A 24396-nucleotide genomic window follows, 5' to 3' on the forward strand; every position below is an offset into this window, starting at 1 on the left:
CGGGCCGCGCGCGCCCGGCGGAGGCCGCGAGCCTGCGCGCCGGGCTGGCGGTGCTGGTGCGGCGGGGGCCGCTGCGCCGGGTGACGCTCCTGACGGTGCTGGCGGCGGTCGAACTGGGGGCGCTCCCGGTCGTGGCGGTGCGCTTCGGCGCGGAACTGCGCGGCACGGCCGCGGCGGGGGCGACGCTGACCGTCGTGTACGGCGCGGGCAGTCTCCTGGGCTCGGCCCTGGTGACGGCGTGGCCGTTGCGCGGCGAGCCGGAAGTGCTGACGGCCCGGCTGTTCGCGGCCATGGCGGTGGCCACGGCGATGTCGGCGTTCGCTCCGGCCTACGCGGTGGCGATCGCCGGGTTCGCGGTGCTGGGCCTGCTGAACGCGATGGCGTTCACGGCCACCCTGTCCGCCCGCGGCGCGTACGCCCCGGCGAGCGCGCAGGCCCAGGTGTTCGTGACGAGCGCGGGCTTGAAGGTCACCTCGGCGGCGGCCGGAGCGGCCCTCGCGGGCGCGGCGAGCGGCCTGGGAGGCCAGGCGCTCCTGCTCGCTGCGGCCACGACCACCGGGCTGGCGGTGGTCGCGGCCTGGGTGGACGGAAAGCTCGCGCCCGCGTTCGCTCCAACGCATTGACCCATTCGCCGTCGGCCCCGTTTTCTTTTCGACAGCGGAATCCGGATCCCGCGGGGACGCTATGCTCACCGTCCCGCCACGCAAGGGAGGGCACGTGCCGGATTTCATGAGGAACCCGCCGAGATTGATTCACGATTTCCCGCCCTTGCCCGGAGATCTGCCCACCATCACGCAAGTGAACGAAGTCTTCGGCGTCTCCCGCGACCTGCCGCTGAACTACGTCGAGCGGGACAAGGTCGACAACAAGCTTTTCCTCGCTTTGGCGCAGAACCACCACATCGTGATCCACGGTTCGTCCAAGCAGGGCAAGACCTGCCTGCGGAAGTGGAACATCAAGAACCGCGCCCACGCCGTGGTGGCCTGCATCGAGATCCGCACCGTCGCCGAACTCAACGCGGCGATCCTCAAAGCCGTCGGGTACAAGGTCGAGAAGTCGCAGTCCGTCACGGTGTCGGGCAAGCACCGGGTGACCGCGCGCCTGGACACCAAGATCCCCGTCCTGGGCAAGGAGATCTCCGGCTCCCTCGGCCGAGAGGTGGAGAAAGAGCAGAGCAGGTCGACGGTGACCGGCTCCCTGGACCTGGACCTCGAAGACATCAACGACATGATCACCGCCCTCGACTCGATCAAGACGAGGACGCTGATCGTGCTCGAGGACTTCCACTACCTCCCCAACAAGGTCCAGCACTCGTTCTCCCGATCGCTCAAGGGCTACTTCGACTACTCGGATCACCGGTTCGTCATCATCGGCGTCTGGCTCGACGACAACAAGCTCTTGCGCTACAACGGTGATCTCGGCGGTCGTATCTCCACCGTCAACGCCGACAAGTGGTCCCGGCCGGAACTCGAGAAGGTGATCTCGTCCGGGGAAGAACTGATCGGCATCACCTTCGACCGCGACTTCAAGGAGCACATCCTCGACAGCTGCCTGGACAGCGTGTGGGTCGTGCAGCAGGCCTGCTACCAGGCCTGCATCGAGCAAGGCGTGATCAGCGACGCCAACGAAGGCACGACAGTGGGGTCGCTCGAACACGCGAAAAAACTGATGGACGGGATCGTCCAGGATCAGGCCAGCCGCGCGGAAAGCTTCATCGACAGTTTCTCCGCCGGCCCGACCACCATGCTGACCAGCATCTACCGCTGGACGATCTTCACCGTCCTGGCGTGCGACATCGCCCGCCTCGAAGGCGGCCTCAGCGTGGCGGAGATCGCCGAATTCATCGGGACCTTCGGTGCCCCCGTGGATCCGAACCTCAGGGATCTGATCCGCGAGCTCCCGGAGATCTCCGAATTCCAGATGCACCACCTCGAGATCAGTCCCATCGTCCTGGACTACGACTTCGGAGCTCGGCGGCTCAACGTCGTCGACCGCTCCTTCCTGCTGTGGCTCAGCGGCCAGAACCGGGTGGACATCCTGCGGCAGGCCGGGATGCCCGGCAACTCGCTGCGACGGTGGCAGCGCGACGTCCACGACCTGCCGAACAGCCACCACAAAGGCGCGGCGCACCCGCGGAAACCCGTGCGTGCGCCGCGGCCGGTCAGGCCCGCTCCACGTCCAGCGGCAGATGCCTGACGCTGACGATCACCGACGGGTTCTGGAACACCACCGGCGCGTCCGTCGCGACCGCCAGGTCCCGGTACCGCTCGAACAGCACTTCGAACGCGATCCGGCCCTCCAGCCGGGCCAGCGGCGCGCCGAAGCAGAAGTGGATGCCGTGGCCGAACGTCAGGTGCGGGTTGGGGGTCCGCGCCGGGTCGAACGCGTCCGGCCGGTCGAAGAACGCCGGATCCCGGTTGGCCGCCGCCAGGTCCGCCATCACGATCGAGTTCTCCGGGATGCGGTGGCCGCCCAGCTCGATCTCGCGGGTCGTGCGGCGGCCCAGCTCGGGGAACGGCGGCAGCAGCCGGAGCACTTCCTCCAGCGCCGCCGGCAGGCCGGCCGGCGAGGACCGCAGCGCCGCCGCCGCGGCCGGGTTGCGGTCGAACGTCACGATCGCGTTGCCCAGCAGCGCGGTCGTCGTGATGTGGCCCGCGATCAGCAGCAGCGCGACGAACCCCACGATCTCCTGGTCCTCGAGGCGCTCGCCGTTGAACTCCGCCTCCACCAGCCGGCTCGTCAGGCCCGGGCCGGGGTGGGCGCGGTGGTGCCGGATGTGGTCGAGGATGTAGGCGTTCATCTCGCGGATCGTCGGGGCGATCGCGTCGAGGGCCCGCTGGATGTCCGCCATGTCGGCCGACTCACCCAGCTGGTCGCCGCTGAAGAGGACCTGGGCCCAGCGGGTGAACAGCGGGCGGTCCGCCACCGGGACGCCGAGCAGCTCCGCGATCACGATGATCGGCAGCGGGTACGCGAGCGCGTCGACGACGTCGAAGCGGGACGCCCCGGCGACCTCGTCGAGCAGCTCACCGGCGATGGTCCGGATCCTCGGCTCGAGGCCGGCCACCACCCGCGGGGTGAACGCCTGGCTGACCAGCGTGCGCAGCTTGCGGTGGTCCGGCGGGTCCATCCCGACGAAGTTGCCCTTGCGGAAGGTCTCGAAGTCCTCCTGGACCGGCGTGAGCCCGCTGAAGTCCGACGAGAACGCCGCCGGGTCGGACAGCACCCGGGAGACGCCCGGGTGGTCGAGCACCCGCCACAGCCCCCGCTCTTCGTCGTGGTGCACCGGCCCGCGCTCGCGCAGCTCGGCCGAGCGCGCCAGCAGGTCTTCGAAGGCGAAAGCGAGGTCGGGTTCCTGGGTGGTCATGACGTTTTCTCCTCGGTGGTGGTCGGCTCGGCGGCGGGAACGAGGGTGTCGCTGCGGGGGAACCGGCGCAGGGTCGGGCTGACCGTGACGACCAGGGTGACCAGGGCGATCCCGGCGGCGCACAGCACGACGGCGCCGGTGCCGGGGAACGCCTGCACCACCAGGCCGCCGAAGGCGGGCCCGGTCGCCGCGGACACCCCGCCGATCACGCCCATCACGCTGGTCAGCCGGCCGCGCAGCCGGTCCGGGGTGAGCAGCAGCTGGTAGGTCCCGATCGTCGTGTTGGCGGTCGGCGGGAGCAGGGCCATGGCGACGAACAGCGCGCCCAGCAGGTAGCCGTCGTGGATCACGGCCGCCAGCGGGGTCAGCAGGGTCAGCACCCAGAACACGCTCATGATCGACACGTAGGGGCTGAGCCGCCGCTGCAGGTAGGGCGCGACCAGCGACCCCACGACCCCGCCGACGCCGAGCATCGCGGCCATCACGCCGATCTCGCCCGAGGTGACGCCCCGTTCCTTGGCCAGCACGATGATGACGATGTAGTAGGCGCTGAAGAAGAAGTTCAGGCTCACCGCGCACGCCACCGTGACGCGCACGTGCCGTTCGCTCCACACCCAGCGCAGCCCCTCGGCCATCTCCCGGCCGAGGTGCCCGCCCTCCAGCCGGGCGGCCTCGCGGCGCGGCGCCCGGACGAAGGTCAGCGCGACCAGCGAGATCAGGTGCACGAGCACGTCGAAGGCGAACGGGACGGCCCGCCCGATGCCGTAGAGGAACCCGCCGACCGCGGTGCCGGACAGCTGGCCGAGCGCGCCGCGCGCGGAGTTCATCGCCACCGCCGTGGGCAGCTGGGCCGCGGGCACGACCCCGGCCAGCATCGCGCCTTCGGCCGGGCCGAACAGCGACCGGCAGCAGCCCATGACCGCCGCGACCGCGATCAGGTGGGGGATGCGCACGCCGTCCCACCAGATCGCCGCCACCAGGCTCGCCACCGCCACCGCGTACACGGCCTCGCAGCCGAGCAGGATCTTCTTGCGGTCCCACCGGTCCGCCAGCGCGCCGGCGGGCAGCCCGGCGACCAGCTGGGCCATCGCGTCGACGCCGAGCACCAGCCCGGACAGCGCCGGCGAGCCGGTCACCGCCAGCACCAGCAGCGGCAACGCGATCATCGACGCGCTGAACCCGGCCTCCGACAGCGCCTGGCTGCCCCACAGCAGCCCGTAGTTGCGGTTGCGCGAAAGCCGCGTGGTCACCGCCGCTCCTTCCGGCGGCCCGGGGCCTGGCAGTCGGCGGCGATCCGCCGCAGGGCGCCCGCGAAGTCGCCGGCCACCGCTTCGACGGTCCGCCGGTCGTGCCGGTCGGGTTGGTAGATCAGCGAGAACACCAGCTCGCCGTCCTGGACCGCGCCGACCAGGTCGAGCAGGTGCGGGTGGTGCTCGGCCGGGTCGTGGTCGAGGCCGAGCGAACCGCGGGCGGCGGCGTAGAGGCTCTCGGCCACCGTCCCGGCGCCCCCGGAGCCGTCCCACTGGCCGAGGTAGTTGAACGAGATCTCCGGCTGCGGCCCGGTTTCCGCGAGCTGCTTCCGGACGTCCGGGTCGCCGAGGTGGCGGAGGGCACCGTAGCCGAACCCGTTGCCGGGCATGGCCCGCAGCTGCTTGCGGACGGACTTGACGAGCGTCCGCCAGTCGGGGGTGCCGGTGTCCTCGAGGGACAGCGCGACCGGGAACAGCGTGGTGAACCAGCCGACGGTCCGGTTGAGGTCGACGCCGTCGAGGATGTCCTCGCGGCCGTGGCCCTCCAGGGCGATCGACACGTCCGGGCGCCCGGTCCACCGCGCCAGCGCCCAGGCCAGTGCGGCGAGGAGGACGTCGTTGACGCGCGTGCGGTAGGCCGACGGCGCCGACCGCAGCAGGGCGTCGGTGTCGGCGGCGTCCAGCGCCACGGTGACTTCGGCGGTACCGGTGTCGGCGCCGGTGCCGGTGGCGTCGTGGTCCACCGGCAGCGCGCCCGAGGCGGGCAGGCCCGTCCAGTACGCCAGTTCGTCGTCGAAGCCGCCGGCGCGGACGTGGTCACGCAGGCGGTGCGCCCAGTCCCGGAACGACGTCGTCCGCGGCCCGAGGTCGACCGGGACACCCCGGGCGGCCTGGCGGTAGGCGGTGTCGAGGTCGTCGAGCAGGATCCGCCAGGAGACGGCGTCGACGACGACGTGGTGTGCGGCCAGGAACAGCCGCGGCCGCCACGCCGGATCGGCGGTGACCAGGACGGCCGCCAGCAGCGGGCCTTGCGCGAGGTCGAACCCGGCGTGGACGGCGTCGGCGATCCGCTCCAGCGCGGCCGCCCGGCCGGGCGCGGGTACGGCGGTCAGGTCCTCGCGGCACAGCCCGGGCACCGGCTCGACGTCGGCGTTGTGCTGGCGCCAGCCCGCTTCGGTGCGGGTGAACCGCATGCGCAGGGCGTCGTGGTGGGTCCACACCGCGGCCAGCGCCCGCTCGAGCGCGCCGGCGTCGAAGCCGTCGGCGAGCTCGAGCAGCATCGACTGGTTGAAGTGGTGCGGGTTGACGGTGTGGGTGGCGAAGAACCAGTCCTGGATCGGGGTCAGCGGGACCTCGCCGACGACCGGCCCGTCCGCCGCCGCTTCCTCGGCCACCGCGCCGGCTTCGGGCGCCAGCGCGGCGACGGTCTGGTGCAGGAAGATGTCCTTTGTGGACACCCGCAGCCCGGCCTGCCGGGCCCGGGACACGACCTGCATGCTGAGGATGGAATCGCCGCCCAGCTCGAAGAAGTTGTCGGCGGTGCCGACCCGGTCCAGGCCGAGGACCTGGGCCCAGATCTCGCAGAGCGCGCGCTCGGCCGGGGTCACCGGCTCGACGTGGCGGGTGGCCGGCTCGGCCGCGGCGGCGACCGCGGGCAGGGCGCGGCGGTCGACCTTGCCGCTCGGCCCGAGCGGCAGCGCGGGCAGCTCCAGCAGCGCGGCGGGCACCAGGTGCCCGGGCACCGACCGGCTCAGGAACTCCCGCAGTTCGCCGGCGCCGACCGGGCCGGCGCCCGGTTCGGTGACGAAGCAGGCGACCAGGCGCTTGTGGCCCGACTCGTCCTGCTGGACGGCGGCCACGGCGGCGGCGACACCGGGGTGGCGGGTCAGCGCCGCCTCGACTTCGCCGAGCTCGATGCGGAAGCCGCGGACCTTGACCTGGTCGTCGGCCCGGCCGGTGAACTCCAGCTGCCCGGCAGCGGTCCACCGGACGACGTCGCCGGTGCGGTACATCCGCTCCCCCGGCGCGCCGAAGGGGTTGGCGGTGAACCGGTCGGCGGTCAGGCCCGGCCGGTCGAGGTAGCCGCGGGCCAGGCTCGGCCCGGCGACGTACAGCTCGCCGGCCACGCCGACCGGCACCGGCTGGAGCGCGGCGTCGAGCACGTAGCCGCGCGTGTTCGGGATGGGCCGGCCGATGGGTGGCGGCGTGCCCGGTTCCAGGGGGTCGCTCCAGGTCGCGACGATCGTCGATTCGGTGGGGCCGTAGGCGTTGATCATCCGCCGTCCGGGCGCCCACCGGTCGACGAGCTCCGCCGGGCAGGCGTCCCCGCCGACGACGAGGGTGCGCAGGTCCGGCAGGTCGGTGGCGGGCACGGTGGCCAGCGCGGCGGGCGGGATCAGGGTGTGGGTGATCCGGTGGGCCGTGAGGAACTCGGCGAGGGGCTCGCCGAGCAGCGGCTCGGGCGGCACCACCACGAGCGCGGCGCCGCTGGGCAGGGCCAGGCAGAGCTCCAGGATGGACGCGTCGAAGCTGGGCGAAGAGTAGGCCAGGACGCGGTCCCCTTCGGTGACCTGGAGGTGATCGGCTTCGGCGGCGGCGAAGGAGGCCAGCCCGGCGTGGGTGACGACCACGCCCTTGGGACGGCCGGTGGAGCCGGAGGTGTAGATGACGTAGGCGGGGTGCTCCGGCCGGACGGGGACGGGCGGAACAGGTTCGCCGCCGAACAGCCCGGGGTCGTCCAGGGAAAGCACCGGCACGTCATCCGGTACCGGTGGGGCCAGCCCATCCAGCGTCAGCACCAGGGCCGGGCGGGCGTCGGCGAGCATGAACGTGATGCGCTCGATCGGGTAAGTCGGGTCCACCGGCAGGAACGCCCCGCCCGCCTTCAGGACCGCGAGCTGCGCCACCACGATCTCCACCGACCGCGGCAGGGCCAGGGCGACGATCCGCTCCGGGCCGATGCCGTGCCCGGCCAGCACCCGCGCCAACCGGGACGCGCGGCTCTCCAGCTCGGCGTAGGTGAGGGTCTCGCCCGCGATGACCGCCGGTGCGTCCGGCGTCCGCCGGGCACGGGCCGACACCAGCTCGGGCAGCGTGCGCGGCTCCACCGGGACGGCCGTGTCGTTCCAGGCACCCAGGACCAGCTCGCGCTCGGCCGCGCCGATCAGCGGCAGCCGGGCCAGCGGCCGGTCCGGGTCGTCCGCGACGCCCGCCAGCAGGACACCCAGGTGCGTGGCCAGGCGGTCGATCGTGGCCGCGTCGAACAGGTCGGTGTTGTAGGTCAGCGCCGCGCGCAGGACTTCGCCGTCCGGCTGGAACTCCAGCGTCAGGTCGAAGTTCGCCGCCGTCGCCGGCTGCGGGAGCTCCTCGGTCTCCAGGCCCGGCAGCCGGGCCGCCTCGCGGGGGCTGTTCTGCAGCACCACCATCACCTGGAACAGCGGCGTGCGGCTCGGGTCGCGGCCGGGCTGCACCGCGTCGACGACCCGGTCGAACGGCAGGTCCTGGTGGTCGAACGCCGCGCGGACGCCCGCCGCGACCTCGTCGAGGAACGCGGTGAACGCCAGGTCCGGGCGGACCCGCGAGCGCAGCACCAGCGTGTTGACGAAGAACCCGACGAGCCCTTCGAGCTCGGGGCGCTCCCGGCCGGAGGTGACCGTGCCGACGGCCACGTCGTCCTGGCCGGCCCAGCGGCCGAGCAGCACCTGGCACGCGGCGACGAGCGTGGTGAACAGCGTCGTCTCGCGCTGCCGGCTCACCTGCTCGAGCCGCGCGGTGACCGCCGCCGGGACGACGATCTCGCGCGTGGCGCCGCGGGTGGTGCGCACCGGCGGGCGGGGCCGGTCGGTGGGCAGCTCCAGCGGGGTGAGGTCGCGCAGGCGCCCGGCCCAGTAGTCGACCTGGCCGGCCAGGACCCGCTCGGCGAGCCGGCCGCGTTGCCAGGCCGCGAAGTCCGCGTACTGCACCGGCAGCGGCGGCAGGTCCGCCGGTTCGCCGCGCAACGCGGCCGCGTAGAACGCCCCGACCTCCTCGGCGATGAGCCCGTTCGACCAGCCGTCGGTGACGATGTGGTGCACCGCTACGGTGAGCACGTGCTCCTCCGGCGCGAGCCGGATCAGCTTGGCCCGCAACAGCGGCCCTTCACCGAGGTCGAAGGGTTGTTCGCCGTCGGCACGCAGGATGTTCGCGAGTTCCTCCTCGCGAGCGTCGACGACCGGCAGCGGAACCGCCGACGGCGGGTGCACGACCTGGACGCCGTGGCCGTCGGCCGAGCCGAACGTGGTGCGCAGCGGTTCGTGCCGGGCGACCAGCTCGGTGAACGCCCCGGCGAGCGCGCCGACGTCCAGTGCGCCGCGCAGACGCACCGCGGAACTGGTGACGTATTCGGTGCCGCCCGGCTCGAACTCGTCGAGGAACCACAGGCGCTGCTGGGCGAAGGACTGCGGCAGCTCGCCGTCCCGCGGCACGGCCGGGATCGGGTCCTGGGCGGTGGTCCCGACGGTTTCGATCGCGGCGGCGAGGCGGGAGACCGTCGGGTGCGCGAACACCGCCCGCGGCGACAGCGACACGCCGCATTCGGCCAGCAGCCGGGACACCAGCCGGATGCTCAGGATCGAGTCGCCGCCGAGCTCGAAGAAGTTGTCCTGCGCGCCGACCCGGTCGACCCCGAGCAGCCGCTGCCAGATGTCGGCGACGGCGCGCTGGGTCGCGGTGGCCGGCTCGGCGTAGGGCCGCTGGGACGCCACCGGGCCGTCCGGGGCGGGCAGCGCGCGGCGATCGACCTTCCCGTTGCGGTTCAACGGAAGCGCGGCCAGCACGAGCACCACGGCGGGCACCATGTACTCGGGCAGGGACGCGGCCGCGTGCCCGCGCAGCCCGGCGGGGTCCGCGGTCCGGCCGGAGGTGAGGACGACGTGCGCGATCAGCCGCCGCGTGCCGGCGGCGTCCGTGTGGACGGTCGCGACCGCCTGGGCGACCGCCGGGTGGGCGGCCAGCACGGCCTCGACCTCGGCGAGCTCGATCCGGAACCCGCGCAGCTTGACCTGGTCGTCGGAGCGGCCGAGGAATTCCAGGTCGCCGTCGGGACCGCGCCGGACGACGTCGCCGGTGCGGTACATCCGTTCCCCCGGCGCGCCGAACGGGTCGGGGACGAACCGCTCGGCGGTCAGGCCGGGCCGGCCGAGGTAGCCGCGAGCCAGGCCCGCGCCGGCCAGGCAGAGTTCGCCGGGCGCCCCGGCGGGCAGCGGCCGCAGCTCGGCGTCCAGCACGTACGCGCGCATGCCCTCGAGCGGCCGCCCGATCGGCACGGGTTCGGGCACGCCCGCCCCGCCGGTCATCCGGAACGAGGTGGCGAAGGTGGTCGTTTCGGTGGGGCCGTAGCCGTCGACCACGACGAGGCCGGGGCAGGCGGCCTGGACCGCCCGCACCACGGCGGGCGGGACGACGTCGCCGCCGGTCCACACCTCGCGCAGGCCGCGCAGGCCGTCCGGGGCGTCCTGGGCGAGCAGCCGGAAGAGCCCGGCGGTCAGCCACGCCGCCGTCACCCCGTGCGCGGAAACCGCGCGCCGCAACGATTCCACGGTGAGGTCGGGCCCGTCGGGCAGGACCGTCGCGCCGCCGTTGAGCAGCGGGACCCACAGTTCGTAGGTGGAGGCGTCGAAGGCGAGCGGCGAGTGCGCGAGCACCCGGGTGTGGGCGCCGCCGGCGAACCGGCCGTCCTGGGCCAGCGCGGTGATGTCGCGGTGGCGCACGGCGACCCCCTTGGGGACGCCGGTGGAGCCGGAGGTGTACATGACGTAGGCGAGGTTTTCGGGCACCACGACGGGTTCCGGCGCGGTCCGCGAGCGCTGCTCGCCCACGGTCAGTACCGGTCCACTGTGGACGGCTTCGGCGGCCGGCACCCAGGTGTCGCCGGAAACCACGACCGAAACCCCGGCCTCGGCGAGCACGGCCCGCAGCCGCTCGTGCGGCGCCCGGGTGTCCAGGGGCACGTAGGCCGCGCCCGCCTTGAGCACGGCGAGTTCGGCGACGACGTGCTCGACCGAGGGCTCCAGCAGGAGCCCGATCCGGTCCTCGACGGCAACAGCCAGACCGGCCAGCCGCACGGCCAGGTGGTTCGCCCGCTCGTCGAGCTCGGCGTAGGTCAGGGTCCGGTCGCCGGCGAGCACGGCGACGTCGTCCGGACGCCGCCGCACCTGGTCGGCGAACAGCGCGGGCACCGTGGACGGCGTCCCGGCGGCGCCCGGGCCGTGGGCGTCCGCGAGCACCCGGGCGCGCTCGGCGGCGGCGACCCACGGCACCCGGGCCAGCGGCCGGTCCGGGTCCGCGGTGACGGCGTCGAGCAGCCGGACCAGCCGGTCGGTCAGGGCCGCGGTGGTGTCGCGGTCGAACAGCGCCGGGTCGTAGGCGAGGTCGAGGGCGAGGCCTTCGTCGAGGGACGCGCGCAGGCACAGCGGGAAGTTCGTGGCGTCGGCCGAGGCGACCTCGACGACCCGGGGCGCGCCCGCGGTCGCGGGTTCGCTGATCGGGTAGTTCTCGAACACGACCATGCTGTCGAACAGGTTCTGCCCCGCCGGGACGTCGCTGAGCGGGCGCAGCCGGGCCAGCGACACGAAGTCGTGGTCGCGGGCCTCGCTCTGGGCCGTCTGCAGCTGCCCGAGCCACCGCGCGACCGGCTGGGTGCCGTCGACGCGGACGCGGGTGGGGATGGTGTTGATGAACAGCCCGATCATGGTTTCGACGCCGGCCAGGTCGGCCGGGCGGCCGGAGACGGTGGTGCCGAAGACGACGTCACGGTCGCCGGAGAGCATCGCCAGCAGCAGCGCCCAGCCGCCCTGCACGACGGTGTTGACGGTGAGGCCGTGGGTCCGGGCGAACTCCCGCAGCCGCAGCGTCGCGGCCGGCGGCAGCTCGATCCGGACCGAATCGGTGGAGCGGGACTGGTGGGCTTCGGCCGGCGGGCGGTCGTAGGGCAACGCGGTCGGCGCGTCGAAGCCGGCCAGGGTGTCCCGCCAGAACGCGTCGGCCGCGTCCTGGTCGCGGTCGGCCAGCCAGCCGAGGTAGTCGCGGTACGGGCGCCGGGTGACCAGGGCCGGGCGGACACCGGCGGTCGCGGCGGCGTACTGCTCGCAGGCTTCGGCGAAGACCTGCGCGGAGCTCCAGCCGTCGAACAGCACGTGGTGGGAGGTCCACACGAGGTCGACCTCGTCGCCGGGCAGCGCACCGATCGTCAACCGGGTCAAGGGGGCCCGGGTCAGGTCGAACGGGACGGCCCGGTCGGCCGCCAGGGCCTCCCGCAGCGCGGCTTCGCGCTCCGCCGGGCCGAGGTCGCGCCAGTCGTGGTGGGTGACCGGCAGGGTCGCGGCGCGGTCCACCACCTGCACCGGCTCTTCGACGCCCGTCCAGACGAGCCGGGTGCGCAGCACCGGGGTCCGGTCGACGACCCGCTGCCAGGCCGCGGCGAGCGCGGCGGGGTCGGTGACGCCGGCGAGCCGGATGCGGACCTGCTCGAAGTAGGCCGGGGAGCCGTCGTCGACCAGGGTGTGGAACACCATCCCGGCCTGCAGCGGCGTCAGCGGGTAGACGTCCTCGACCGCGCGGCCGTCGCCGGCCACGGTGTCCAGCTCGGCCGCGCTCAGCCGGGCCAGGGGGAAGTCCGACGGCGTGCGGCCGCCGGCGTCCGGGGTGGCGCAGTGCTCGACGATCTCGCGCAGGGCCGCGAGGACCTGCTCGGCGAGCCCGCGCACGGTGTCCTCGTGGTGCACGCCGGGGGCGTAGGTCCAGGCGAGTTCGAGCCGGCCGCCGTCGACGATGCCGACGACGTCCAGCAGGGCCGTGCGCGGCCGCCCGGGGTCGATGTCCTCGCCGAGGTCGCCGCCCCAGCCGCGGTACAGCCCGCCGTCGTCGCCACCGGCGGTCCACTGTCCGTGGTAGTTCAGGGAAATCTGCGGCACCGGGTCGTCGTGCCGCCGCAGCGCGCCGTAGCCGAGACCCTTGCCGGGGACGGCTCGCAGCTGCTCCTTGACGGCCTTCAGGGTCGATCCCCAGTTTTCGGTCGCGGGGAGGGTGAGCGCGACCGGGAACTCGGCGGTGAACCAGCCGACCGTGCGGGACAGGTCGAGGTCGTCGAAGATTTCCTCGCGGCCGTGCCCTTCCAAACCGACGAGGACGCGTTCGCGGCCGGTCCAGCGGGCCAGTACCCGGCCGAGCGCGCCGAGCAGGACGTCGTTGATCTGCGTGCGGTAGACCTCGGGGACCTGGTGCAGCAGGGCGTCGGTGGTGGCGGGGTCCAGGCGGACGGTGACCGTGCGGGCACTTCCGGCGGTGTTCTCCCCCGTCGCGTCCACCGGCAGGTCCGGGTCGACTCCGTCGAGCGCTTCGGTCCAGTACGGTTGTTCGGCGTCGAACGCGTGCCCCGCGAGGCGGTCCGCCCAGCGGAGGAAGCTGACCGGCGCCGGGCCGAGGTCGACCGGCTGCCCGGAAACCACCTGGCGGTAGGCGGTTTCCAGGTCGTCGAAGAGGATGCGCCAGGACACGCCGTCGACCACCAGGTGGTGGACGACCAGCAGCAACCCCGGTGCCTGCCCGGGAGCGGTGATCAGCGCGGCCGCGACGAGCGGGCCGCCCTCGACCCGCAGCGCCGCCCGAGCCTCGGCCGCGACCGTGCTGATGTCCCCACCGGACACGTGCCGCAGCGCCGGGATTTCCGCGTCGGGCCGGAACTCCTGCCGCCAGCCGTCGCCGGTGCGGGTGAACCGGGTGCGCAGGGCGTCGTGGCGGCCCAGCACCGCGGCCAGCGCGGTTTCGAGCGCGGGGATCTCGATGCCCGGGTCGAGTTCGGCGAGCGTGGACATCGTGAAGTGGTCGTGGTGGCCGGTTGCGAAGAACCACCGCTGGATCGGGGTGAGGGGCGCCGAGCCGGTGAACCCGGCTTCGGGCTCGGCGGTCGCTTCGGCGCCGGCGACGAGCGCGAGCTCGGCGATGCTCTGGTGGCGGAAGACGTCCCGGGAGGTCAGGCGCAGGCCGTGCCGCCGGGCCCGCGAGACGACCTGGATGCTGAGGATGGAATCCCCGCCCAGGGCGAAGAAGTTGTCGTCCACGCCCGGTTCCGCGACGCCGAGGACCTCCGCCCAGATCCCGGCCAGCAGCCGTTCGGTGCCGATGCGCGGCGCGGTCCGGTCCCCGGCCGGGGCCGGGTGGACGGCGGGCGCGGGCAGCGCGCGGCGGTCGACCTTGCCGCTGGTGGCCAGCGGCAGCCGGTCGAGCGGGACGAACACCGACGGCACCAGGTGGTCGGGCAGGGTCGACTTCAGCGCCGTCCGCAGCCGCGCCGGATCCGCGGTAATCCCGTCCGCGGGGACGACGTAGGCGACGAGCCGGGCGTGGCCGTCGTCGCGACGGGCGACGACGACCGTGTCGGCGACCTCGGGCAGGGCACGCAGCGCCGCCTCGACCTCGCCGGGCTCGATCCGGAAGCCGCGGATCTTGACCTGGTCGTCGACGCGGCCCAGGTACTCCAGGTAGCCCTCGGCGGTCCAGCGGGCGCGGTCGCCGGTGGCGTACATCCGGCTGCCGGGCGGGCCGAAGGGGTTGGCGCGGAAGCGGTCCGCCGTCAGCCCGGGCCGGTTGAGATAACCGCGGGCCAGCTGGACACCGGCCAGGTGCAGCTCGCCGGGCACGCCGATCGGCGCCGGGCGCAGCCGGTCGTCCAGGACGTAGGCCCGCACGTTCCCGAGCGGGCGGCCGATCACCTCGCGCGCGGTCTCGCCGATCCGGCAGAAGGTGGCGTCGACGGTGCACTCGGTCGGGCCGTAGAGGTTGAACGCGGTGACGCCGTCGAGGTCGCTCAGGTCGCGCCACAGCGCTTCGCCGACGGCTTCCCCGCCGACCAGCAGCACCGGCGGGCGGTGGTCCCCGAGCCCGGCGTCCAGCAGGTGCCGGACGAACGACGGCGTCGAGTTGACCAGATCGATCCCGTGGCCGGCGACGTACCCGGCCAGCACGCCCGGATCGAGCCGGGTCTCGGCGTCGATCACGTGCAGCTCGTGCCCGGCCGTGAGCATCAGCAGCACGGTTTCCCAGGACGCGTCGAACGAGAAGGCCGCGGTCAGCGCCACCCGCAGCCGGTCCTTCCCGGCCGCGGCGGTGAACTGGCCGGCGTGGTCGACGGCGAAATTGGCGAGCGCGCGGTGGCCGACGAGCACGCCCTTCGGGGTGCCGGTGGAGCCGGAGGTGTAGATCGCGTAGGCGGCGTGGTCCGGGGTGAGCGGCGCACGGCGGTCGGCGTCGGTGAGGTTGGTGTCCGCTTCTTCCGCGACGACCGGTGCGGTGAGCACCAGCACCGGCCGGGCGTCGGCCAGCAGCGCTTCGCGCCGCCGGCCGGGCAGCTCCGGGTCCAGGGGCAGGTGCACCGCGCCGGCCTTGAGGACGGCGAGGATCGTGACGACCAGCTCGGCCGAGCGCGGCAGGGCGACCGCCACCAGCCGCTCGGGCCCGGCACCCCGGGCGACGAGCACTCGCGCGACCTGATTGGCGCGGGCGTTCAGCTCCGCGAAGGTCAGCGTCGTGTCGCCGCAGACGAGCGCGGTCGCGTGCGGAGTCCGGGCCGCCTGGGCCTCGAACAGCTCGACGACGGTGGTTTCCGGCATCGCCCGGCCGGTCGCGTTCCACGTCTCGACGACGAGGTCGCGTTCGGCGGCGGGCAGCAGCGGCAGCGCGTCGACCGGCCGGTCCGGGTCGGCCACGACCGCGGTGAGCAGCACCGTGAGGTGCTCGGCGAAGCGCCGCATCGTCGCCGCGTCGAACAGGTCGGTGTTGTAGTTCAGCAGGCCGCGCAGCCCGTCGGGCCCCTCCTCGAACTCGACGCTCAGGTCGAAGCCCGCGGTGGTCATCGGCAGCGTCAGTTCACCGGCGGTGAGCCCGGCGAGGGCAGGCAGGCGGTTGCCGGCGTTCTGCAGGGTCACCAGGACCTCGAACAGCGGGGTGCGGCTGGGGTCGCGGTCCGGGCTCAGCTCGTCGACGATCCGCTCGAACGGCACTTCCTGGTGGGCGAACGCGTCCAGGACCGTCCGGCGGACGGCGCCGAGCAGCTCGCCGAAGCCCCGCCGACCGTCCACCCGGGACCGCAGCACGACGGTGTTGACGAAGAGGCCGACGAGGTCCTGGACCTCCGGGTGGTCGCGGCCGGAGGTCACCGTGCCGACGGCGACGTCGTCCTGGCCGGACCAGCGGCGCAGCACCAGCTGGCAGGCCGCGACGAGCGCGGTGAACAGCGTCGTGTCGCGGTCGTGGCTCAGCCGGCGCAGCCCGGCGAGGGCCTCGGCGCCGAGGGCGAACTCGTGCTCGGCGCCGTTCGACGTCCGGGTGGCCGGGCGCGGGCGGTCGGCCGGCAGGTCCAGCGGGCGCAGGCCGTCGAGCTCGTGGCGCCAGAAGCCGAGCTGCTCGTCGAGGAAGTCGCCGGTGAGGCGCTCGCGCTGCCACGCCGCGAAGTCCGCGTACTGGACGGGCAGCGCCGGCAGGGCGACCCGCTCGTCGCCGTAGAGGGTGGCCAGCTCGCCGATGAGGACACCCATCGACCAGCCGTCGGTGATGATGTGGTGCAGGGACAGCACGAGCGCGTGGTCGTCCGCGGCCAGGCGGACGAGCCGCGCCCGCAGCAGCGGGCCCCCGGCGAGGTCGAACGGCCGGGCGAGGTCCTCGGCCAGCAGCCGCCTCAGCTCCTCCTCCGCCGCCGGACCGGCGCTGTCGGTGAGGTCGGTGAGATCGGAGAGGTCGGTGACCGGCAGCGCGAGCTGCCACGGCTCCCCCACGACCTGGCGGGGGCGGCCGTCGACGGCCGGGAACGTGGTGCGCAGCGCCTCGTGCCGGGCGATCAGCGTGGTGAGCGCGCGGCCGAGCGCGTCGGGCCGCAGGGCGCCGCGCAGCCGCACGCCGAAGACCGTGACGTGGTCGGTGCCGCCGGGCGCGAAGTCGTCGAGGAACCACAGGCGCTGCTGGGCGAAGGACAGCGGCAGCTCGGCGTCGCGGGCCACCGGGGTGATCGTCGCGGTCAGCGGCGTGGCGGACGCGGCCGGCAGCGCGGCCGCCAGGCCGGCCACCGTCGGGTGGTCGAACACCGTGCGCGGGGACACTTCGACGCCGAAGGCCTCCCGCAGCGCGGAGGTGAACCGGATGCTGAGGATGGAATCCCCGCCCAGCTCGAAGAAGTTGCCGTCGGCCCCGACGCGCTCCAGGCCGAGCGTGGTGGCCAGCACGGCCGCGACCGTGCGCTCGGTTTCGGTGCGGGGTTCGGTGAACCCGGCGCTTTCCGCCGCCGCCGCGGCGGGGGCCGGCAGCGCGCGCTGGTCGAGCTTTCCGTTGCGGGTCAACGGCAGTTCGTCGAGCGTGACGAACGCCGAGGGCACCATGTAGTCCGGCAGCGACCGGCCGAGGTGCTCCCGCAGCCGCGCGGTGCTCGGCGGCGCGTCCGGCGTCGCGGCGACGACGTAGGCGACCAGCCGCTTGCGGCCGGGCTCGTCTTCGCGGGCCAGCACCGCCGCCGAGCCGACGTCCGGGAGCGCGAGCAGGGTGGCTTCGATCTCGCCCGGCTCGATCCGGAAGCCGCGGATCTTCACCTGCTGGTCGGCGCGGCCGTGGTAGCGCAGGGCGCCCTCGCGGGTGCGGGACACCCGGTCGCCGGACCGGTACATCCGGGAGCCGGGCGCGCCGAACGGGTCGGCGACGAACCGGGCGGCGGTCAGCCCGGGGCGGCCGAGGTAGCCGCGGGCCAGGCCGTCCCCGGCGACGTAGAGCTCGCCGGGCACCCCGGCCGGGACCGGGTTCAGGTCCGCGTCCAGGACGTACCCGCGCAGGTCGGGCAGGGCGGTGCCGATGAGTCCGGGAGTGTCCACGGTGTCCCTGTCGGACCGCAGGTCGTGGTGGGTGACGTGCACGGTGGTTTCGGTGATGCCGTACATGTTCACCAGCCGCGGCGTGCGGTCGCCGTGGCGGGCGAACCAGCCGGCCAGCCGGCGCGTGTCCAGTGCCTCGCCGCCGAAGACCACGTACCGCAGCGCGAGCCGGGCGCCGGCGTCCGGATCGTCCTCGTCGGCCCGGACGAGCTGGTAGAACGCCGACGGCGTCTGGTTGAGCACGGTGACGCCTTCGTCGGCCAGCAGGCGCAGGAACTCCCGCGGCGAACGGGACACCGCGTGCGGGACGACGACGAGCCGGCCGCCGTGCAGCAGCGGGCCCCAGATCTCCCACACGGAGAAGTCGAACGCGTAGGAGTGGAACAGCGTCCAGACGTCCTCGGCGCCGAAGCCGAACCGGGCGTCGGTCGCGGCGAACAGGCGGGTGACGTTGCGGTGCGGGATCACCACGCCCTTGGGCAGCCCGGTCGAGCCGGAGGTGTAGATGACGTAGGCGGGGTGGTCCGGCGTGCACCGCGGCGGCGGGTCGGTCTCGGGGCCCGTCTCGACGTCGACGTCTTCGGGAGCGAGGACGGCGACGGGATCGGTGTCGGCGAGCATCCGGTCGACGCGTTCGGCGGGCGTGGCCGGGTCGATCGGCAGGTAGGCGGCCCCGGCCTTGAGCACGGCGAGGATCGCGACGACCTGCTCCGGCGAGCGCGGCAGGCGCAGCGCGACGAACCGCTCGGGGCCGGCGCCGAGCTCGATCAGCCGGTGCGCCAGCCGGTTCGCCCGCGCGTTGAGCCCGGCGTAGGTCAGGGAGACACCGTCGCCGGTGAGCGCGACCGCGTCCGGATGTGCCGCGACCTGGGCGGCGAACAGCTCGGTGATGGTGGGGGCGGGCAGCGACGGCGGCCGGTCGGCGGTGAGCCCGGCGCGGTCCTCGGCCGACAGCCACGGCAGCTGCGCGATCGGGCGGTCCGGGTTCTCGGCCAGCCCGAGCAGCAGGGTCTCCAGCCGGGCCGCCATCGCGGCGGCGGTCTCCTCGTCGAAGAGGGCCGGGTCGGTGCCCAGCTCGAAGCCCAGGCGCCGGTCGACGTAGGCGCGCAGGGTGACCGGGAACGTCGTGGCGTCGAGGGCGGTCACCTCGCGCAGGGTGACGCCCGCCTGCGCGGCGGCGTTCTCGTCGAAGGGGTAGTTCTCGAACGCGACCATGCTGTCGAACAGGTTCTCCCCCGGCGGGACGTCGCTGAGGGCGCGCAGCTTCCCGAGCGCGAGGAAGTCGTAGCGGCGGGCCTGGTTCTGCTCGTCCTGCAGCCGTTGCAGCCACGGCAGCACCCGCTCGCCGCCCTCGATCCGGGTCCGGGTCGGGACGGTGTTGATGAACATCCCGATCATGGTCTCCACGCCCGGCAGGTCGTCGGGACGGCCGGAGACGGTGGTGCCGAACACGACGTCGGACTCGCCGCTGGAGTGGGCCAGCAACAGCGCCCAGGCGCCCTGCACGAGCGTGTTGACGGTCAGGCCGTGGCGCCGGGCCACCTCCCGCAGCCGCGTGGTGTCCTCAGTGGACAAGGACGTCCGGACCGTCCGCGACGAGCGCGTCCGGTGCGCCTGCGCCGGGGACCGGTCCCACGGCAGCGGGGTCGGGGCGGCGAAGCCGGACAGCACCCCGCGCCAATGGTCTTCGGCCGCGGTGCCGTCCTGCGCGGCGAGCCAGCCGAGGTAGTCGCGGAACGGCCGGTGCGCCGGCACCCGCGGGATCCGGTGCTCGGTGAGCGCGGCGTACTGCTCGCACACCTCGGTGAAGATCTGGGCCAGGCTCCAGCCGTCGAGCACGATGTGGTGGGAGGTCCACATCAGCAGCACGCGGTCGTGGGTCAGCGCGATGATCGCCAGCCGCATCAGCGGGGCGGTGGTGAGATCCAGGCCCGTGGCGGCGTCGCCGGCCGAGAGCCGGTCCAGCTGGGCGGTCTGCTCGGCTTCGGACAGGCCACGCCAGTCGTGGCGGGTGATCGGGACGACCGCCCGGTGCCGCACGACCTGCAGGGGGTCCTCGACGCCCTCCCAGACGAGTTCGGTCCGCAGGACCGGGGTGCGGTCGGCGACCTGCTGCCAGGCCTGCGCGAACGCGTCGGGGTCGCGGACGCCGTCGAGCAGCATCCGCGCCTGGTCGACGTAGGCGTCGGCGGTGGGATCGAGCAGGCTGTGGAACAACATGCCCGCCTGAAGGGGGGTCAGCGGGTAGATGTCGTCGACGTCGTGGCCGTCGCCGGCAATTCTGTCCACAGTGGATTGGTCGAGCCGGGCGAGGGGGAAGTCCGACGGCGTACGGCCGCCGCTGCCGGGTCGCGCGCAGTGGGCGACGATCTCCCGCAGGCCCGCGAGCATCGCCTCGGCCAGCTCGCGGACGGTGCCGGAGTCGTTGACCTGGTCGGAGTAGGACCACGTCAGCGACAGCTCGCCGGATTCGACGACGCCGGTCACGTCCAGCTGGTAGGTGCTCGCCTCGTCCGGGGCGACGTCGGCGCCCGGGCTGTCGTGCCGGCCGCGGAACAGCCCGTCCGCACCGGCCTGGGCGTCCCAGCGGCCGTGGTAGTTGAAGCAGATCTGCGGCAGCGGGAACGCCTGCAGCGCGTGTCCCGGCGCGCCGGGCTCGCCGAGGTACCGCAGGGCTTCGTAGCTCAGGCCGCGGCGCGGGACCGCCCGCAGCTGCTCCTTGACCGCCTTGAGGGTGGCGCCCCAGTCCCCCGACGGCGGCAGGTCGAGCGCCACCGGGAACTGCGTGGTGAACCAGCCGACGGTGCGGGAAAGGTCGACGCCGTCGAGGAAGTCTTCGCGCCCGTGCCCTTCCAGGGCGATCAGGACCCCGTCTTCGCCCGTGCGGTCGGCCAAGGCCCGCCCGAGGGCGCTCAGCAGCACGTCGTTGACCTGGGTCCGGTAGGTGGCGGGGACGCGGTGCAGCAGCGCGTCGGTGTCCTCGGCGCCGAGGGTCACGGTCAGCGTGCGGGTGGAGCCGGTGGTGCCCGCGCCCGCGTGGTCGGCGGCCAGTGCCGCCGGGACCCGGCGCGCCACCCGCGTCCAGTGCTCGAGGTCGTCGTCGAACCCGCCGGAACGGACGTGCCGCTCCAGCAGGTGCGCCCACTGGGTGAACGGCGTGGCGGTGGCCGCGAGCCGGACCGGTGCCCCGGCCACGACCTGGCCGTAGGCGGTTTCGAGGTCGCCGAGCAGCAGCCGCAGCGAAACGCCGTCGGCCACCAGGTGGTGCACGGCCAGGAACAGCAGCGGCGGCCGGGTGCCGCGGGCGAGCAGCGCCGCGCCGGCCAGGGTGCCGGTCGCCGGGTCCAGGCCGGCGCGCACCTGCGCGGCCGCGGCCTCGATTCCGGCGCGCTGCCCGGCGTCGCCGAGCGAAGACAGGTCCCGGATCCGCAGGACACCGGTCGGCGGCTCCGGCGTGATTTCCTGCCGCCACTGCCCGTCGACGGTGAAGAACCGGGTCCGCAGGGCGTCGTGGTGGGCGACGACCGCGTCGAGGGCGGTCCGCAGGGCCTGCTGGTCGACGCCGCCGGGCAGCTCGAGCAGCTGCGACATGGTGAAGTGGGCCAGCGGCCCGTGGGTGGCGAAGAACCAGTGCTGGATCGGGGTGAGCGGGGCCGGGCCGGTGACCGGCCCCGCCGCCGGGGTGTGGATCGCGGTGGTCTGCACCGCGGTCGCGAGCCCGGCGATGGTCTGGTGCAGGAAGATGTCCCGCGAGGTGAGCCGCAGGCCGGCCTGGCGGGCCTGGGCGACCACCTGGATGCTGAGGATCGAGTCGCCGCCGAGGCCGAAGAAGTTGTCCTCGACGCCGATGCGGTCGTTGCCGAGCACTTCGGACCAGATCGCCACCAGCTGGTGCTCGACGGCGGTGCGCGCGGGCACGTAGGCCTGGCCGCTGTCCGACGGCGCGTCGGGCGCGGGGAGCGCCCGCCGGTCGACTTTGCCCTGCGGGGTCAGCGGAATCGCGTCGATCGGGACGAACGCCGAGGGCACCAGGTAGTCCGGCAGCGTGGCCCGCAGGGCGGCGCGCAGCTCGTCGGCGGTGGGCGGCACCGGTCCGGCGCCGACGACGTAGGCGATCAGCCGGGCGTGGCCGCCGTCCGGCCGGTGGGCGACCACGACGGCCGCGGTGACTTCGGGCAGGCGGGCCAGCGCGGCCTCGACCTCGCCCGGCTCCACCCGGAAGCCGCGGATCTTCACCTGGTCGTCGAGCCGGCCCAGGTACTCCAGCTGCCCGTCCGCGGTCCAGCGGACCCGGTCGCCGGTGCGGTACATCCGCTCCCCCGGCTCCCCGAACGGATTGGCGACAAAGCTCCCGGCCGTCCGGCCCGGGCGCCCGAGGTAGCCGCGCGCGAGCTGCGCCCCGGCGAGGCACAGCTCGCCGGGCACGCCGGCGGGCACCGGCCGCAGGGCCTGGTCGACGACGTAGGCGCGTGTGTTGGCCAGCGGCCGGCCCAGCACCGGGCGGGCCGTTTCGCCGACCCGGCACGACACCGCGTCCACGGTGTACTCGGTCGGTCCGTAGAAGTTGTGCGCCACGGTGACGTCGGCGCCGGCCAGTTCGCGCCAGAGCGTGTCGTCGAGGGCTTCGCCGCCGAGCATGAGGATCTTCGGCCGGTGCCGCGGATCGGTCAGCAGCCCGGCGGGGATCAGCCGGCGCAGGTAGGTCGGGGTGAGGTCGAGGAAGTCGATCCGGCGCTCGGCGATGTGGTCGACCAGGGCGTGGGCGTCGAGCCGGACGTCGTCGCCGATCAGGTGCAGCTCGTGGCCGTCGGCCATGAGCAGCGGGCCTTCCAGGGACGTGTCGAACGACAGGGTGGCGGTCAGCGCGACCCGCAGCCGCCGTCCGGGCGGGGCGAAGTCGTGGCGGTGGTTGAAGAGCAGGTTGGTGAGGTTGCGGTGCGGGACCGCCACCCCCTTCGGGCGGCCGGTCGACCCGGACGTGTAGATGACGTAGGCGGTGTTGCCCGGCCGCAGCGGGGCGAGCCGGTCGGCGTCGGTGAGGTCCGCCGCGGAATACTCCGGCGGTACGGCCGCGAGTTCCGCGGTCGTGAGGACCAGGGTGGCTCCGGCGTCCCGCAGCAGCAACTCCTTCCGGTCGGCGGGCAGGGCGGGGTCGATCGGCAGGTACACCGCACCCGCCTTCAGCACCGCCAGGAAGGCCACGATCGCCTCGGCCGTCCGCGGCAGCTCGAGCGCGACGACCCGCTCGGGGCCGGCGCCCAGCGTGACGAGGTGGCGGGCCAGGCGGTTGGCGAGCGCGTTCAGCTCGGCGAAGCTCAGCGCGATGTGCCCGGCGACGAGCGCGGTCTCGTCCGGGCTGCGCTGGGCCTGCGACTCGAACAGTTCGGTGACGGTGGCCGCGGGCACGTCCAGCGCGGTTTCGTTCCACCCGGTGAGCAGCCGGTGGCGTTCGTCCCCGGTCAGCAGCGGCAGCTCGCCGACCGGGCGCGTCGCGTCGGCCGCGATCGCGGTCAGCAGCACCGTGAGGTGCTCGCCCAGCGCGACGGCGGTCCGCTCGTCGAACAGGTCGGTGTTGTACTCCAGCGAGCCTTCGAGCGCGTCCGCGGACGGCTGGAACTCGACGGTGAGGTCGAAGTTGGCGGCGCGGCGGGCCACCTCGACCGGCTCGGCCGTCAGCCCGGCGAAGGCGGCCGGCCCGCCCTGGCTCCCGTGCAGCAGCACCATCGCGTCGAACAACGGGTTGCGACTGGCGTCGCGGTCGAGGCGCAGCGCTTCGACGAGCTTTTCGAACGGGGCTTCGGCGTGCTCGAAGGACTCCAGCACGGTCGTGCGGACGGCGTCGAGGAGGGTCCCGAACGGCACGTTCCGGTCCACAGTGGACCGGATGACGACGGTGTCGACGAAAAAGCCGACCGTCCGCTGCAGTTCGGGCCGGTTCCGGCCGGAAACCACGGTGCCGACGGCGATGTCGCTGCGGCCGGTGTAGCGGGCGAACAGCACCTGGCAGGCTGCGACCAGCACGGTGTAGAGCGTGGTGTCGTGGACCCGGGCCAGCTCGGCCAGCCCGGCCGCCACCTCGCCCGGGACGCTGAAGCCGTGCACGGCACCGGCCGTCGTGCGCACGGCCGGGCGCGGCCGGTCGGACGGCAGGTCCAGGGGTTCGACGCCGGCCAGCTGGGTCGTCCAGTAGGCGAGGTGCCGGTCCAGCGCCGGCCCGGCGAGCCGGTTCCGCTGCCACACGGCGAAATCGGCGTACTGGACCACCGGTTCGGGCAGCTCGGCGGGTTCGCCCCGGACGGCGGCCGCGTACAGCGTGCCGAGCTCGCCGACCAGGATGCCCATCGACTCGCCGTCGGTGACGACGTGGTGGGCGGTGATCAGCAGGACGTGGTGTTCCTCGGCGACCCGCACCAGCAGCAGCCGCACCAACGGGCCGCGGCGGAGGTCGAACGACCGGCCGTACTCCGCCTCCAGCACCTCGTCCAGATCGGCCGGCCGCAGCGCGGGGTCGGTGGTCAGGTCGACCGTCCGCACCGGGATCTCCGGGGCGTCGTGGACGACCTGCACCGGGGTGCCGCCGGCGTCGTCGATGGTGGTGCGCAGGGATTCGTGGCGGGCCACCAGCTGCGTGAGCGCGCCGGTCAGCGCGCTCGTGTCGAGCGGCCCGGTCAGCCGCAGCGCCACCGCGCTGTTGTATTCCGCATCCCCCGGGCGGAACTCGTCGAGGAACCACAGGCGCTGCTGGGCGAACGACAGCGGCAGGGCGTTCTCCCGCGGCGCCCGGCCGATCACGTCGGACCGCTCCGCCCGCCCGGCCAGCCGGCGCTTGAGCGTCTCCCGCAGTTCCGCGGGCAGCGCGTCGATGCGGCTCTTCCTCGAGGTGGTCATCGCTTTC

The 24396-nt window shown here is 74.0% G+C and carries 4 protein-coding genes and 1 pseudogene; 2 read left to right on the top strand and 3 right to left on the bottom strand.

The features are described from left to right. A pseudogene (locus AB0F52_RS27205) lies at positions 1–623 on the top strand (MFS transporter); the annotation flags it as partial. Positions 624–798: 175 nt separating this feature from the next. Beyond that, the gene (locus AB0F52_RS27210) at positions 799–2196 is read left to right on the top strand and encodes a hypothetical protein (RefSeq protein ID WP_360176766.1); all 1398 of its coding nucleotides are present in this window, start codon (positions 799–801) and stop codon (positions 2194–2196) included. Here the strand turns inward: AB0F52_RS27210 and AB0F52_RS27215 are convergent. Genes AB0F52_RS27215 through AB0F52_RS27225 form a run of 3 tightly spaced genes read right to left on the bottom strand, consistent with a single transcriptional unit; the run spans position 2162 to position 24389 of the window. Further along, a complete protein-coding gene (locus tag AB0F52_RS27215) occupies positions 2162–3367 on the bottom strand; it encodes a cytochrome P450 (protein WP_360176769.1) in 1206 nt (401 codons plus the stop codon). The genes AB0F52_RS27210 and AB0F52_RS27215 overlap by 35 nt on opposite strands. Continuing rightward, positions 3364–4617, bottom strand: coding sequence for an MFS transporter (locus AB0F52_RS27220; protein WP_360176772.1), 1254 nt, complete (start codon positions 4615–4617; stop codon positions 3364–3366). The genes AB0F52_RS27215 and AB0F52_RS27220 overlap by 4 nt, the downstream gene beginning before the upstream one ends. Next, complete coding sequence (locus tag AB0F52_RS27225; RefSeq protein WP_360176775.1) at positions 4614–24389, bottom strand: non-ribosomal peptide synthase/polyketide synthase; 19776 nt, start codon at positions 24387–24389, stop codon at positions 4614–4616. Before AB0F52_RS27225 ends, AB0F52_RS27220 begins: the two co-directional genes overlap by 4 nt. Between the last annotated feature and the right edge of the window lie 7 nt (positions 24390–24396).

This window comes from Amycolatopsis sp. NPDC024027, assembly GCF_040638975.1.
Taxonomy (GTDB): domain Bacteria; phylum Actinomycetota; class Actinomycetes; order Mycobacteriales; family Pseudonocardiaceae; genus Amycolatopsis.

Excerpts from the sequence above, each read along its gene's own strand:
- AB0F52_RS27225 (WP_360176775.1), bottom strand. The coding sequence starts at position 24,389 with ATGACCACCTCGAGGAAGAGCCGCATCGACGCGCTGCCCGCGGAACTG.
- AB0F52_RS27215 (WP_360176769.1), bottom strand. The coding sequence starts at position 3,367 with ATGACCACCCAGGAACCCGACCTCGCTTTCGCCTTCGAAGACCTGCTG.